Here is a 15,394-nt window from a genome sequence, read left to right as displayed (position 1 = left end):
AGCGGCAGGAGCCGGGCGTGCGCTCACACTTGAGGTGTGCCGGTGGTGGCGGCCGCGGCGTCGACGCGGGCGGTGGTGTCGATGCGCAGGCCGGTGGTCTGGAGCCGTTGCAGCGCCTGGGCGGCGGTCAGGTTCGGGTACGCCTGCTTCAGCAGCGCGAAGCTGCCGGCGACGTGGGGCGCGGCCATGGACGTGCCGCTCATCAGCCCGTACGCGTCGTCGGGCACGGAGGCGGTGACGTCGGCGCCGGGGGCGAGCAGGTCGAGCAGCACTCCCCGGTTGGAGAAGGGCGCCATGCGGTCGGCGTCGTCGGTGGCGCCGACGGTGACGGCGGTGGAGACGCAGGCGGGGGAGGCGACGGCGTCGGTCCAGCCGTCGTTGCCGGCGGCGACGACGGGGGCCGCGCCGAGGGCCATGAGCTGGTCGAACTGCGGTTTGAGCGCGCCCGCGCCGGGGTCGGCGTCGCAGTGCCGCCGGTGCGGCCCGCCGCCGCCGAGGCTCATGTTGACGGCGGCCACGTTGCGTTCCTTGGCGACCCTGGCGACGTATTCGAGGGCGAGTTTCTGGTCGGAGGTGTAGCTCAGGAAGCACGGCACCCGGGTGGTGCCGCAGGCGACGGCGCTGTTGATGCGGGAGAAGACCTGGATGGGCAGGGTGCCCGCTTCGGGGGCGACGCCGTTGGCGGGGGCGCCCGCGACGAGCTTGCCCGCGGCGATGCCGGCGACGTGGGTGCCGTGGTCGCACCGGTTGGCGCCGCCGTCCAGGCACTGGCGGGTCTCGGCGTCGGCGGCTCCGGGCCCGGTCTGGTTGGCCTGCCCGTTGGGGCAGAGGGAGACGGCCTGGCTCGCCGCGTCGGAGGTGGAGAAGCACGCCTCGTCCACGATCCGGCCGGCCAGGAACGGGTGGTCGCGGTCGATCCCGGTGTCGAGGACGGCGACGGTGGCGCCCTTGCCGGTCCAGCCGGCGGCGTGGGCCCGGTCGGCGCCGATCACCTTGGTGGTCTCGGCCAGGAACGGCTTGCTGAGCGCATCCTCGTACACGGCCTTGACCCGGGCGTCCTTCCTGAGGAGGGCGAGCGCGTCGGCGTCGAGTTCGGCGACGAAGAACGTGGGCGACTCGGTGGACTCCAGCACCCGGGCGGAGGAGGAGCCCTTCTCGACGTCGCCGGCGACGGCGGTGACGCTCTGCCCGGGTTTGACCTCGACGATCGAGCGCACCTTCTGGTGCGTGTCGAGCTGGGCGATCAGCGCCGGGCTGATCACCGGGTCACCGGTGTCGGCCTGCCCGGCGGCCGTCGCGGCGAGCAAGGCCGAGGTCGTGGCCGCAGCCACCAGGAGCATTCGTCTCACGGCGGGACAGATGCCCGCACCTGGGGCGCGTGATGTCGGGGTTTCCCGAGTGATTAACGAGTCTTGAGGACGTTCGCGGCCGCCTTCTTGAGCGCGGTGCTCGTGGACTTCGCGGAGAGCCGCACCTTCTCGGAGGAGTTGAGGACCTTGGTGTTGTTCATCCCGTGCGCCCAGTTGAGCCAGCCGGTGAGCAGGGCGCTGTCGAGCCGCTGCTTGGCCGTCCTGCTCGCCTTGAGCACCCGGTACGCCTTGCCCAGCGACGACGCCTTGGTCAGCTCGGGGAAGACCTTGCTGGCCTTGTGCGCGAGCTTGAGGTAGCAGGTCAGGGTGGCGTCGTCGATCGAGCCGGTGCCCCGGTAGACCTCCACGGCCCACTGCTTGGTGGTCATCGGCTTGGCCGAGGTCCCGCGCGTGCAGACGGTCGCGGGCGCCTTCGGGGTGGCGGTGATCGTCACCGTGACCGTGACGGTCGGCAGCGGGACCGGGGTCGGGTCCGGGTCCACCGGGTCGGGCTGGGGCGTCGGGCCGCTGCCGGTCGGCTCCGGCTCGGGATCGGTGCCGGGGTCGGGCGAGTCGGGGTCACCCGGGCCGCCGGGGAGCGCCGGCGGGTTCTGGCTGATCTCCGGCTGCGGGGCCGCCCCGGCGAGCGCCGCCGCCAGGTCCAGGCGCGGCGTGCGCACCTGGACGCCGTTGGCCTGGTAGACGTACGGCCTGCCGGTCGTCTTGAGCTTGTCGATCAGCTCCGGCATGGGCGTCTGCGGCGAGGCGGCCTTCATCAGGGCCAGCGCCCCGGCGACGTGCGGGGTGGCCATCGAGGTGCCGCTGTAGACGGTCGTCTGGTTGCCCGGCACCGCCGACTCGATGTCCACGCCGGGCGCGAACAGGTCGAGCAGTGCGCCCCGGTTGGAGAAGTCGGCGATGGCGTCGCCGTCGTCGTTGGCGCCCACGGCCACGGCGGAGGTGATGCAGGCGGGGTAGGAGGCGCCCTCGAAGTACTCGTTGCCGGCGGCGACCACGGTCGCGATGCCCTTGGCCAGCAGCGCGTCGATCTTCGGCTTGAGGACCTGGCCTTCCTCGCTGGTGTCGCAGGAGGTCTCGGACGGCATGCCGCCCAGGCTGAGGTTGACGGCGGCGATCGGGGCGGTCAGCGACGCCACGTGGTCCATGGCCAGCCGCAGCGACGACTCGAAGGCCAGCAGGCAGACGGGCTCGCCGCACACGTCCATGTCCTCGACGCGGCTGAACACCTGGACGGCGATGATCCCGGCGCCGGGCGCGACGCCGCCGGTGCCGGCGGCGATGCCGGCCACGTGGGTGCCGTGGTCGCACAGGTTCACGCCGCCCGCCAGGCAGTTGGCGGTCGTGGCGTCGGCGGCGCGGGGGCCGGTCTGGCTGGTCTGGCCGTTCGGGCAGAGCGACTTGACGCCCTGGTCGACGGCGGAGAAGCAGGCCTCGGCGGTGATGCGGCCGGCGAAGGCCTGGTGATCGGGGTCGATGCCGGTGTCCAGGACGACGACGTTCTGCCCGCTGCCGGTGAAGCCGGCGGCGTGCGCCTTGTCGGCGCCGATCTGGGGGAGGCTGGAGACGAGCGACGGCGGGTAGGCGCGGTCGCGGCGGATCGAGGTGACCTTGGGGTCCTCGGCGAGCGCGGCGAGCTCCTCGGCGGTGCCCTCGACGACCACGAACGGCTGGTGTTCGGGCTGCAGCAGCACCTCGGCGTTGCCGATCTCGGAGATCGGGGCGGGGATCGGCTGGGTGAGCTCGACGATGGCCCGCACGGTGCCGCCGTCGACGCCTAACCCTTCCTCGACCTTCTCCTCAGGGGTGCTCGGAGCGGGGCTGGGAGCGGGGCTGGGGGCGGCGGTCGGGACCGGTGCGGCCGTCGGATCGGCGGCGAGGGCGGGCGCCGCGGGCAGCAGCGCGAGCACGAGCGAGCACACGATCAGGGGGCGAAATCGCACCGGCGTCCTCCGAGAAGGGATGATCTCGGAGTTTAGGGCGATTTATCCCCCAGATATAGGGCCGGAGCCCCTTTCTCACCAGACTTTCAGGCGGGCTTCGTCAACCAGACAGCTCCCAGCGGCGGAACCCGCAACGTCGTCGAGTAGGGCAGCCCATGACAGGGATCCTCGACAGCCTCGATCGCGCCCATGTTGCCGACGCCGCTGCCCCAGTACTCGTAGGCGTCGGTGTTGACCGCCTCCGTCCACTCCCCGCCGTACGGCAGGCCCAGCCGGTAGCTCTCGTGCGGCCCGCCGCTGAAGTTGACCACGCACGCCACCGCGGACCCGTCGGCCGCGTAGCGCAGGAACGAGAACGTGTTGCCCGGGGCGTCGTCGGCGTCGATCCACCGGAACCCGTCGGGCGTCGAGTCCTGCTCCCACAGCGCGGGCGTGTCGCGGTAGAGCCGGTTGAGGTCGCGCACCAGCCGCTGCACGCCCTGGTGCCCGTCGAACTCCAGCACCCACCAGTCGAGCCCGCGCTCCTCCGACCACTCCGAGCCCTGGCCGAACTCCCCGCCCATGAACAGCAGCTGCTTGCCCGGATGCGCCCACATGAACGCCAGCAGCGCCCGCAACTGCGCGAACCGCTGCCACTCGTCGCCGGGCATCTTGCCCATGAGCGAGCCCTTGCCGTGCACCACCTCGTCGTGCGAGAGCGGCAGCACGTAGTTCTCCGAATAGGCGTAGATCAGGGAGAACGTCATCTGGTGGTGGTGATACTGCCGGAAGACCGGCTCGTGCCGGAGATACTCCAGCGTGTCGTGCATCCAGCCCATGTTCCACTTGAAGCCGAACCCGAGCCCGCCCAGGTGCGCCGGCCGTGACACGCCCGGCCACGCGGTCGACTCCTCGGCCACGGTCGTGATGCCGGGCGCCTCCCGGTAGCAGACCGCGTTCATCTCCTTGATGAACTCGACGGCGTCCAGGTTCTCGCGCCCGCCGTAGACGTTCGGCGTCCACTCGCCCTCGCGCCGCGAGTAGTCCAGGTAGAGCATCGAGGCCACGGCGTCCACCCGCAGCCCGTCGATGTGGAACTCCTTCAGCCAGTAGAGGGCGTTGGCCACGAGGAAGTTGCGCACCTCCCTGCGGCCGAAGTCGAACACGTACGTGCCCCAGTCGGGGTGCTCGCCCCTGGCCGGGTCGGCGTGCTCGTACAGCGGCGTGCCGTCGAAGCGGGCCAGCGCCCAGTCGTCCATCGGGAAGTGCGCGGGCACCCAGTCGAGCAGCACGCCGATGCCGCGCTGGTGCATCCGGTCGACGAACCTGCGGAACTCGTCGGGCGTGCCGAAGCGGGCCGTCGGCGCGTAGTAGGAGGTCACCTGGTAGCCCCAGGAGCCGCCGAACGGGTGCTCGGCCACCGGCAGCAGCTCCACGTGGGTGAAGCCCATGTCGGCCACGTACTCGGAGAGCTGGTCGGCCAGCTCCAGGTAGGACAGGCCGGGCCGCCACGAGCCCAGGTGGACCTCGTAGATGCTCATCGGGCCGCTGCGCGCCTGCTTGTCGCCGCGCGCGGCCATCCAGGCGTCGTCCTCCCAGGTGTAGAGCGACTCCTCGACGACAGAGGCGGTCTGCGGCGGCACCTCGGTGCGGCGGGCCATCGGGTCGGCCTTGTCGCGCCACACGCCGTCGGCGCCCAGGATCTGGTACTTGTACCGTTCGCCCGCTTCCAGGCCGGGGATGAACAGCTCCCACACGCCCGAACGGCCCAGCGAGCGCATCGGGTAGGCGGTGCCGTCCCAGTGGTTGAAGTCGCCGACGACGCGGATACCGCGCGCGTTGGGGGCCCACACGGCGAACGCGGTGCCGCGTACGTCCTGGTGCTCCATCACGCGCGCGCCGAGCACCTCCCACAGCCGTTCGTGGCGTCCCTCGCCGATCAGGTGCAGGTCCACCTCGCCCAGCGTCGGCCAGTGGCGGTACGGGTCGCGCGTCTCGTGCGGGTCGTGACCCGGGTACTGGACGCTCAGCGTGTAGGCGGGCACCTTGTCCAGCCCCTGGACCGTGGTCTCGAACACGCCGTGGGCCTGGTGTTTCAGGTCGTGGGCCGTGCCGTCGTCCAGCACCACCCTGACCCGTTCGGCCAGCGGGCGCAGCGCCCGGAACGTGACCCCGCCCGGAACCGGGTGCGCGCCCAGCACCGAGTGCGGATCATGGTGCGCCCCGCCCGCGAGGCGGTCGAGCTCTGTCCTCATCGGCATGCTCCCAACCCTGCCCTACGACGACCGTCCAACCCAGCCACTGCCCGCTTTCACCGAGACAATCACCGAAAGTGCGGAATCTTGGGTTTATCCGGGAGAACTTGACCTCAAGCGCAATTGAGTTCTTAACGTTCCATGCATGAACATAGAACGTGCCGGCCGGCGGGAGTGGATCGGACTCGGCGTCCTCATCCTGCCGACCCTGTTGCTGTCCATTGACGTGAGCGTGCTCCACCTGGCCGCCCCGGCCCTGAGCGAGGACCTGCGCCCGACCGGCGCGCAACTGTTGTGGATCAATGACATCTACGGGTTCCTCATAGCCGGGTTCCTGATCACGATGGGCACGATCGGCGACCGCATCGGCCGCCGGAAGCTGCTGCTGATCGGCGCGGGCGCGTTCGCCGTGGCCTCCGCGCTGGCCGCCTACGCGCCGAGCGCCGAGGTGCTCATCGCCGCGCGGGCGCTGCTCGGCGTCGCCGGGGCCACGCTGATGCCGTCCACGCTGTCGCTGATCCGGAACATGTTCCACGACCCGGCCCAGCGGACCACCGCGATCAGCTTCTGGATGATCGGGTTCAGCGGCGGCATGGTGATCGGGCCGCTGGTCGGCGGCGCGCTGCTGGAGAACTTCTGGTGGGGGTCGGCGTTCCTGCTGGGCGTGCCGGTGATGGCCGTGCTGCTCGTGGCCGGGCCGCTGCTGCTGCCCGAGTACCGCGCCCCCGACCCGGGCCGGCTCGACCTGGTGAGCGTCGTGCTGTCGGTCGTGGCCGCCCTCGCCGCCACCTACGGCGTCAAGGAGCTGGCCGCCGGTGAGCCGGGCCCGCTCGCGATCCTCGCCCTCGCCGCCGGCCTGGCGCTGGCCGTGGTCTTCATCCGGCGGCAGCGCACGATCCCCGCGCCGCTGCTGGACCTCAAGCTGTTCGCCGACCGCCGCTTCAGCGGCTCGCTGGCCAGCCTCATGCTCGTCATCCTGGTCGGCCCCGGCCTGGGCCTGCTCGCCGGCCAGTACATGCAGCTCGTCCTCGGGCTCTCGCCGCTGGAGGCCGGGCTGTGGACGCTGCCGTCCACGCTGGCGGTCGTCGCGGGCTTCGTGGCCGCGCCGCCGCTGGCGCGCCGCATCAGGCCCGGGTACGTGGCCGCCGCCGGGCTCGTGCTGGGCGCGGGCGGCCTGCTCCTGCTCACCCAGCCGGGTCTCGCGCCGCTGGTGACCGGGCAGACGCTGTTCTTCCTCGGCGCGTCGCCGCTGCTCGTGCTCGGCACCGACATGGTCGTCGGCTCCGCCCCGCCGGAGCGGTCGGGCTCGGCGGCGGCCCTGTCGGAGACGGCCCAGGAGTTCGGCGGCGCGCTCGGCCTGGCGATCTTCGGCAGCATCGCGGCGGCCGTCTACACGGCGCGGCTCACCGTGCCGGACGGGGTGTCGCCGGAGGCGGCCGAGGCGGCCGGTGACACCCTCGGCGGCGCGATCGCCGTCGCGTCCGGCCAGCCCGGTCCCGTCGCCGCCGCCCTCGCCGACGCGGCCAGGGAGGCGTTCGGCTCGGGACTGGCGGTCGCGGCGGGCGCGGGAGCCGCCGTCGTCCTCGCGGCGGCGATCATGGCGGCCACCGCGCTCCGCCACGTGCCCGCCCTCAGCGCCGACACTCCCGCCCCGGCCCACGACTGACCGGCCGCGCGGCCCGGTCAGTGGCGGAAGGCCGCCAGCGGGATGGAGATCCAGGCGGGGCGGTTGCGGGCCTCGTAGACGACCTCGTAGACGGCCTTCGACAGCTCGAAGGCCCGCAGCAGGGCGGCGTCGCCGGGCGTGATGAGGCCGCCGCCCTGGAGGTAGCCGTCGAGGAACGCCGACCGGTTGCGGGCGGACCACTCCTCGGCCTTGGGCTCCAGCCTCTCGGCCTCGGAGTGCCCGGCGAGCAGGTGGCGGGCGGCGTAGTCGAAGGAGCGCAGCATCCCGGCCACGTCGCGCAGCGGCGAGGACAGGGCGCGGCGCTCGGCCAGCGGCTGGCCGGGCTCGCCCTCGAAGTCGAGCACCACCCAGTCGGTGGTGGTGCGCATCACCTGGCCGAGGTGGTAGTCGCCGTGCACCCGCTGCACGGGCACCTCGGTGGTCAGCTCCTCGACCTGGTGGTAGGCGGCCTCCAGCACGCCGACGTACGGGCGCAGCTCGGGCACCTCGGCGACCGCCCGGCCGAGCCTGCGCCTGAAGCCCTCGGCCATCCGCTTGACCTCGTGCATCTCGACCACGCCGGTGGGGAAGGCGGCGGCCAGCTCGCGGTGGACGGCGGCGGTGGCCGCGCCGAGCCTGGTCGCCTCGGCCGCGAAGTCGCCGCCCGCGTCGGCGGCCGACATCCCCGACAGCGAGTTGTACAGGTCGCGCACGCTGGTCAGCGCCAGGTCCCAGCCGTCGGTGGAGTTCGACAGGAACTCCTGCATGATGGCCAGCGTGGTGGGCGTGCCGTCCAGGTCGGTCTCGATCCACCCGTACGGCTGGGCGACGTGCGGCGCGCCGCGCTCGGCCAGCGCGGTGACGACCTCCAGCTCGGGGTTCACGCCGGGGATGAGCCGCCGGAACAGCTTGCAGATGTACGCGTCGCCGAAGACCAGCGAGGTGTTGGACTGCTCGGCCCCCAGCACGAGGCTGCGCGGCGAGGTGTCGATCTCGACGCCGGGCAGGTGGCGGAACCGCACGCCGTCCTGGCCCGTGCCGCCCGCCATCGACTCCAACATCCAGTGGGTCAGCTCGTTGTCGTGGACCGCGTCGTAGGCCGACCATTCGGCGCCGCCCGTCGCGTACGGGCCGATGAGGGCGTGGTTGAGCGTGTCGGGCAGCTCGGTGCGCAGCCCGAGCAGGAGCTGGTAGCGCTCGCGGGAGCCGTCCTGCCACACGGAGACGATCAGGTGGCGCAGGCTGGGGTCGCCGGACTGGATGACGACGTCCGACTCGATCGACAGGGAGTCGATCGGGCGCCCCTTGCCACCGAACCAGCGCTGTCTGCTGATCCATGCGGCAAGGAGCTCATCCAGCACGTCTTACTCCTCCTGGGTGATGGCCGGCGGGAGGGTGAACCAGTAGAACCCATGCCCAGGAAGCGTCAAAAGATACGGAAGTTCGCCAATTGCCGGGAATGGCACCCCGCCCATCGTCTCCACCGGGGAGACGCCGACGAATCTGCGCAGGTCCAGCTCCACCGGCTGCGGGAAGCGGGACAGGTTGTTCACGCAGAGCATGCGGTCGTCGCCCAGCTCGCGGACGAACGCCAGCACGCTCGGGTTGGAGGAGTTGAGCTCGGCGAACTCGCCCAGGCCGAAGACCGGGTGGCGCTTGCGGATCTCGATCATGCGCCGGGTCCAGTGCAGCAGCGAGCCCGCGTTCTTCTGCTGCGCCTCGACGTTGAGCCCCTGGTAGCCGTAGATCGGGTCCATGATGACCGGCAGGTAGAGGCGGCCGGGGTCGCAGTCGGAGAAGCCCGCGTTGCGGTCGGGGTCCCACTGCATGGGCGTGCGGACGCCGTCGCGGTCGCCCAGCCAGATGTTGTCGCCCATGCCGATCTCGTCGCCGTAGTAGAGGACGGGTGAGCCGGGCAGCGACAGGAGCAGGGCCGTGAACAGCTCGATCTGGTTGCGGTCGTTCTCCAGCAGCGGCGCCAGGCGGCGGCGGATGCCGACGTTGGCGCGCATGCGCGGGTCCTTGGCGTACTCGGCGTACATGTAGTCGCGTTCCTCGTCGGTCACCATCTCGAGGGTCAGCTCGTCATGGTTCCGCAGGAAGATCCCCCACTGGCAGTTCTCCGGGATCTTCGGCGTCTGGGCCAGGATCTCGGAGATGGGATAGCGGGACTCGCGGCGCACGGCCATGAAGATGCGCGGCATCAGCGGGAAGTGGAAGGCCATGTGGCACTCGTCGCCGCCGCCGACCGGGTCGCCGAAGTACTCGACCACGTCCGACGGCCACTGGTTGGCCTCGGCCAGCAGCACCCGGTCCGGGTAGAGCCGGTCCACCTCGGCGCGCACCCGCTTGAGGTATTCGTGCGTGCGCGGCAGGTTCTCGCAGTTGGTGCCCTCCTCCTCGAACAGGTAGGGCACCGCGTCCAGGCGGAAGCCGTCGATGCCCAGGTCGAGCCAGAAGCGCAGCACCTCCAGCATCGCGTCCTGCACGTCCGGGTTCTCGTAGTTGAGGTCCGGCTGGTGGTGGAAGAAGCGGTGCCAGTAGTACTGGCCGCGCACCGGGTCGTAGGTCCAGTTGGAGGTCTCGGTGTCGATGAAGATGATGCGGGCGTCGGAGTAGGCGCTGTCGGAGTCCGACCAGACGTAGAAGTCGCCGAACGGGCCCTCCGGGTCGTGGCGGGAAGCCTGGAACCAGGGATGGGCGTCGCTGGTGTGGTTCATCACGAGGTCCGCGATGACCCGCATGCCGCGTTTGTGCGCCTCGTCGACCAGTTTCACGAAGTCTCCCAGATCCCCGAACTCGGGCAGGATCTTCATGAAGTCGGCGATGTCATAACCGCCGTCGCGCAGCGGCGACTCGTACAGCGGCAACAGCCACAGGCAGTCGACGCCGAGCCACTGGAGATAGTCGAGCTTGCCGATCAGGCCCTTGATGTCGCCGGTGCCGTCGCCGTTGGAATCGGCGAAACCCCTGATCAGCACCTCATAGAACACCGCGCGCTTGTACCATTGCGGATCGCGCGGCTTCTCCTCGTCGAAGGAGTTGGGAATGGGTGTGGAGCTCATGAGCGACCCCCAGGGTTGCTCATGAGGGAGGCGCTTTCACACACGTTGAAGACTCCCCGCTGAATTCAGTTCTACCGTGGCGAGGCCCGTACGGTCAGAATGTGGGCTGGCTGGATGTGAGGGTCGAGGCGCACGTAGTTGCGCTGCCGCCAGCGGTACGACTCGCCCGACAGGTCGTCGTCGACGACGAACTCGGCGTTCCAGTCGAGACCGATCGCGGGCAGGTCGAGTTCGACCGTGGCCTCATGGGTGTGGTGCGGATCCAGATTGATCACCGCCAGAACGACGTCGCCCAGCCCGTGCCTTCGTGTGGCCGTGTCATAGGCGCCCGGGAGTCGTTTGGAAAAGCAGATGATGTCCGGTTGGTCGACCATGTGGAACCGTAGATTACGCAATTCCTGGAGCGCCGGATGGGCTCTTCGGAACAAATTCAGCTGTGTGATGAAAGGCGCAAGACTGCGGCCCTCGCGTTCGGCCGTGGCCCAGTCGCGCGGCCTGTACTGATATTTCTCACTATCCAGGTATTCCTCGCTACCGGGGCGTACTGGGACATTTTCCGTGAGTTCGTACCCCGAATAGACGCCCCACGTCGGCGAGGCCAGCGCGGCGAGCACGGCCCGGATCTTGAACGCCGGCAGCCCGCCGTGCTGCAGGTACTCGTGCAGGATGTCCGGCGTGTTGACGAACAGGTTGGGCCGCAGGAAGCGCGAGGTCTGGTGGGCCAGCTCCGACAGGTAGGACTCGACGTCGGACTTGGAGTTCTTCCACGTGTAGTACGTGTAGGACTGGTGGAAGCCGACCTTGGCCAGCGTCTGCAGCATCGCCGGCCGGGTGAACGCCTCGGCCAGGAAGAGCACGTCGGGGTCCGTGGCGTGCACGTCGGCCATCAGCCGCTCCCAGAACGCCACCGGCTTGGTGTGCGGGTTGTCCACCCGGAAGATCCGCACGCCGTGGTCCATCCAGTGCCGCAGCACCCGCTTGACCTCGGCGTAGATGCCCTCGGGGTCCTTGTCGAAGTTCAGCGGGTAGATGTCCTGGTACTTCTTCGGCGGGTTCTCGGCGTAGGCGATCGTCCCGTCCGCCCGGATCGTGAACCACTCGGGGTGCTCCTTGACCCACGGGTGGTCCGGGGAGCACTGCAGGGCGAAGTCGAGCGCGATCTCCATGCCCAGCTCGCGGGTCTTGGCGACGAACGCGTCGAAATCGCCGATGGTGCCCAGATCAGGGTGGATCGCGTCGTGGCCGCCGTCCTCCGAGCCGATCGCCCACGGCGAGCCGGGCTCGTCGGGCTCCGGGCTGAGCGTGTTGTTGCGGCCCTTGCGGAACGTGTGGCCGATCGGGTGGATCGGCGGCAGATAGACGACGTCGAAGCCCATCTTGGCGATGGCGGGCAGGCGCTTGGCGGCAGTTTGGAAATTTCCGGACTTGGTGATGCCGGAGTCGCTCACCACGGCGCCCTCGGAGCGCGGGAAGAACTCGTACCAGGACCCGTACAGCGCCCGGCGCCGGTCCACCCTGATCCGGTGCTGCTTCGCCCTGGTCACCAGGTCGCGCAGCGGGTGGGCGGCCAGCAGCGCGGCCGTCTCCGGCAACTGCGCGATCGACAGCCGGGCCCGCGGGTCCAGCTCCTCGTTGCGCAGCGTCGAGGCGATCGCGAGCAGCGCGGCCCGGTGCCCACAGGCCCCGTCGCCGTTGCCCCCGTTGCTCCCGTTGCCGCCGTTGGCCCCGTTGCGGCCGTTGGCGCCCCCGTTCCCGGCGGTGGCCCCCGCGGTGGTTCCTGCAATGGTCCCCGCAGTGGTTCCCGGGGCGGCCGTGCCGGTCGTGCGGGCCTGGACCGCCGGGTGGCCCGTCCCGTTCGGCCCCGGGCAGTCGGCCTGGCGCACCGCCCTGGCGGCGCGCTCGAAGAGCCGGGCGCCCTCCTCGCACATCAGGTCGGTGTCCATGCCACGCGGGATCTTGATCTCCGCGTCGTGCAGCCAGGTGGCGATGGGATCGCTCCACGCCTCCACGCGGAACAGCCACTCGCCCTCGGCGGGCAGGCAGACGTCGGCCGCCCACCGGTCGGTGCCCGGGGCGAGCTCGCGCATCCGTCTCAGCCGCTCGCGGCGGCCGTCGGGCGAGGTGAGCACCACCCCGGCGGCCACGGCGTCATGGCCTTCCCTGAAGACGGTCGCCGAGACCTCGAAGGTCTCGCCGGCGACCGCCTTGGCGGGCCACTGCCCGCAGTCGACGACGGGGGAGATGTCCGTGATGGGAATTCGTCCGATCATCGCATTCAAAGGTTGCGACGGCACACTCGGTACCGCCGGAGGCTTTCCGTGGCAGGAACGATCCTTGCATGGGAATTGCGGGCAGCAGTGGATAGAACCCCCGAGTGTCCCCGGGAGAACTGACATTGGAAGAAGTTGCCCCAATAGTCCCTCTTCATGCTTCCTCCTGGAAGGGGTTTGAAGTTCCTCCCTCCCGGTGAAGGACTCAGAGGTCCCTCCTAGCCCATAGGGTTCGAAATTGTGAGAGCTATCCGCCGGTTCACCGTCCGGACCGTCCTGCCCGCGGAGCTGGCCGCACTCGGCGAGCTCGTCCACAACCTGCGCTGGTCGTGGCACCCGGAGACGATGGACCTCTTCGCCGAGGTCGACGCCGCACTCTGGGAGCAGGTCGGCCACGATCCCGTCGCGCTGCTGGGCGCCGTCGGCCACGAACGGCTGGCCGAGCTGGCCGCCGACCGCCGCTTCCAGCGCCGGCTCGCCGACGCCGCCGACGACCTGCGCGAATACATGACCGCGCCCCGCTGGTACCAGACCCTGCCCGACGCCGCGCGGGCGATCGCCTACTTCTCGCCTGAATACGGGATCGCCGCCGCCCTGCCGCAGTACTCCGGCGGCCTCGGCATCCTGGCCGGCGACCACCTGAAGGCGGCCAGCGACCTCGGCGTGCCGATCCTGGCCGTCGGGCTGCTCTACCGCCACGGCTACTTCACCCAGTCGCTCTCGCCCGAGGGCTGGCAGCTGGAGCACTACCCGTCGCTCGACGCGGGCGGGCTGCCGCTGAGCCAGCTCAAGGAGGCCGACGGCACGCCGGTCAAGGTCCGCGTCGGCCTGCCCGCCGGCCGGGTGCTGCACGCGCAGGTGTGGGTGGCGCAGGTCGGCCGGGTGCCGCTGCTGCTGCTCGACTCCGACGTGGCCGAGAACGACAGCGCCGCCCGCGACATCACCGACCGCCTCTACGGCGGCGGCACCGACCACCGCCTGATGCAGGAGCTGCTGCTGGGCGTGGGCGGCGTGCGGGCCATCCGCGCCTACTGCCGCATCACCGGGCACCCCGACCCCGAGGTCTTCCACACCAACGAGGGCCACGCCGGCTTCCTCGGCGTGGAGCGCATCCGCGAGCTGACCGAGGCGCGGCTCTCGTTCGACGAGGCGCTGGAGGCCGTACGGGCCGGCACGGTGTTCACCACGCACACGCCGGTCCCGGCGGGCATCGACCGGTTCCCCGTCGACATGATCGCCCGCCACTTCGGCGGCGACAACGCCTGGCCGACCGTGCCCGTCGAGCGCATCCTGGCGCTCGGCGCCGAGGCCGACCCGAGCCGGTTCAACATGGCCGTCATGGGCATGCGGCTGGCCCAGCGCGTCAACGGCGTCTCCGAGCTGCACGGCGAGGTCAGCCGGGAGATGTTCAAGAACCTGTGGCCCGGCTTCGACGTCGACGAGGTGCCGATCGGCTCGATCACCAACGGCGTGCACGCGCCGACCTGGGTGGGCCGCGAGTTCATGGAGCTGGCCGGGCGCGAGCTGCCGTCGCTGCTGGAGCGGGCGCGCGGCTGGGAGGGCGTGCAGAAGATCTCCGACGCGGAGATCTGGCACATCCGGGGCACGCTGCGCCGCCGCCTGGTCGAAGGGGCCAGGGAGCGGCTGCGCGCCTCGTGGCGCGACCGCGGCGCCTCGCCTGCCGAGCTCGGCTGGATCGACGACGTGCTCGACCCCGACGTGCTGACGATCGGGTTCGCCCGCCGGGTGCCGTCCTACAAGCGGCTCACGCTCATGCTGCGCGACGCCGAACGGCTCACCGAGCTGCTGCTCCACCCCGACAAGCCGGTGCAGATCGTGATCGCCGGCAAGGCGCACCCGGCCGACGAGGGCGGCAAGAAGCTGATCCAGCAGATCGTCAAGTTCGCCGACCGGCCCGAGGTGCGCCACCGCATCGTGTTCCTGCCGGACTACGACATGGCGCTGGGCCAGCTGCTGACCCAGGGCTGCGACGTGTGGCTCAACAACCCGCTGCGCCCGCTGGAGGCGTCCGGCACGTCCGGCATGAAGTCTGCGCTCAACGGCGGCCTCAACCTGTCCATCCGCGACGGCTGGTGGGACGAGTGGTACGACGGCACCAACGGCTGGGCGATCCCCACGGCCGACGGCGTCAGCGACCCCGACCGGCGCGACGAGCTGGAGGCGGCGGCCCTCTACGACCTGATCGAGCACGAGGTGTCCGACCGGTTCTACGACCGGGCGGGCGACGGGCTGCCACGCCGGTGGATGGAGATGGTCAAGCACACGCTGACCTCGCTCGGCCCCAAGGTGCTCGCCGGGCGGATGCTGCGCGACTACGTGGTCGACCTCTACACCCCGGCCGCGCGGGCCGCCCGCGAGCTGTCCGCCGATCACTACGCGCCGGCCAAGGCGTTCGCGGCCTGGCGGCTCAAGGTGACCAAGGGCTGGCCCGGCGTGCGGGTGGAGCACGTGGAGGCGTCCGGCGTGGGTGACACGCCGGAGGTCGGCGCGTCGCTGGAGCTGCGCGCCACGGTCGCGCTGGGCGACCTGGAGCCGGGCGACGTCCGCGTGGAGGCCGCCTACGGCCGGGTCGGCCCGCACGACGAGCTGCTGCACCCCGCCTACCTGGCGCTTTCCGCCGACGGCGTCGACGACGACGGCCGCGCCCACTACACCGGCGTGGTCCCGCTCGACCGCACCGGCGCGTTCGGCTACACGGTGCGCGTCGTGCCCCACCACCCGCTGGTGGCCGCCAGCGCGGAGCTGGGGCTGGTCGCCGTTCCGGAGGAGCCCGCCGGGATGACCAACGGGACGTTGCGGTAGGGCGGCTCCCGGTAGAAATGTGCTGA

8 protein-coding genes are annotated in these 15,394 nt (G+C 70.9%); 2 read left to right on the top strand and 6 right to left on the bottom strand.

Annotated features, from left to right (window positions below; all coding sequences use genetic code 11):
• Positions 1–23 precede the first annotated feature (23 nt).
• The 3 genes from ACBI99_RS03250 to glgB all read right to left on the bottom strand — a co-directional run bounded on the left by ACBI99_RS03250 (position 24) and on the right by glgB (position 5,544).
• Positions 24–1,340, bottom strand: coding sequence for a S8 family serine peptidase (locus tag ACBI99_RS03250; RefSeq protein ID WP_375071678.1), 1,317 nt, complete (start codon positions 1,338–1,340; stop codon positions 24–26).
• A 62-nt stretch (positions 1,341–1,402) separates the two neighbouring features.
• A complete protein-coding gene (locus ACBI99_RS03245; protein WP_375071630.1) occupies positions 1,403–3,310 on the bottom strand; it encodes a S8 family serine peptidase in 1,908 nt (635 codons plus the stop codon).
• 86 nt (positions 3,311–3,396) lie between these two features.
• The gene (glgB, locus tag ACBI99_RS03240) at positions 3,397–5,544 is read right to left on the bottom strand and encodes a 1,4-alpha-glucan branching protein GlgB (RefSeq protein ID WP_357590340.1); all 2,148 of its coding nucleotides are present in this window, start codon (positions 5,542–5,544) and stop codon (positions 3,397–3,399) included.
• Positions 5,545–5,689: 145 nt separating this feature from the next.
• Here glgB and ACBI99_RS03235 point away from each other — a divergent pair, with 145 nt between their 5' ends.
• A complete protein-coding gene (locus tag ACBI99_RS03235) occupies positions 5,690–7,210 on the top strand; it encodes an MFS transporter (RefSeq protein ID WP_219500993.1) in 1,521 nt (506 codons plus the stop codon).
• A gap of 17 nt (positions 7,211–7,227) precedes the next feature.
• Here ACBI99_RS03235 and ACBI99_RS03230 read toward each other — a convergent pair whose 3' ends face one another.
• The 3 genes from ACBI99_RS03230 to ACBI99_RS03220 all read right to left on the bottom strand — a co-directional run bounded on the left by ACBI99_RS03230 (position 7,228) and on the right by ACBI99_RS03220 (position 12,545).
• Entirely contained in the window at positions 7,228–8,571 is a 1,344-nt protein-coding gene (locus ACBI99_RS03230; RefSeq protein WP_219501000.1) for a phosphotransferase, read from the bottom strand.
• A 3-nt stretch (positions 8,572–8,574) separates the two neighbouring features.
• On the bottom strand, positions 8,575–10,275 hold the full coding sequence (gene treS, locus ACBI99_RS03225; protein WP_219501002.1) for a maltose alpha-D-glucosyltransferase: 1,701 nt from the start codon (positions 10,273–10,275) through the stop codon (positions 8,575–8,577).
• Between the two features lie 71 nt (positions 10,276–10,346).
• Positions 10,347–12,545, bottom strand: coding sequence for an alpha-1,4-glucan--maltose-1-phosphate maltosyltransferase (locus ACBI99_RS03220; protein WP_375071629.1), 2,199 nt, complete (start codon positions 12,543–12,545; stop codon positions 10,347–10,349).
• 240 nt (positions 12,546–12,785) lie between these two features.
• On the opposite strand from ACBI99_RS03220, the gene glgP reads away from it, so the two are divergent.
• Positions 12,786–15,368 carry an alpha-glucan family phosphorylase gene (gene glgP, locus ACBI99_RS03215; protein WP_219501007.1) on the top strand — a complete coding sequence of 861 codons (2,583 nt, stop codon included), beginning with the start codon at positions 12,786–12,788 and terminating at the stop codon, positions 15,366–15,368.
• The last annotated feature ends 26 nt before the right edge of the window (positions 15,369–15,394 follow it).

Origin of the sequence: Nonomuraea sp. ATR24, assembly GCF_041950485.1 — a bacterium.
Lineage (GTDB): Bacteria > Actinomycetota > Actinomycetes > Streptosporangiales > Streptosporangiaceae > Nonomuraea > Nonomuraea ceibae.
This window is presented reverse-complemented; position numbering and strand designations above follow the sequence as displayed.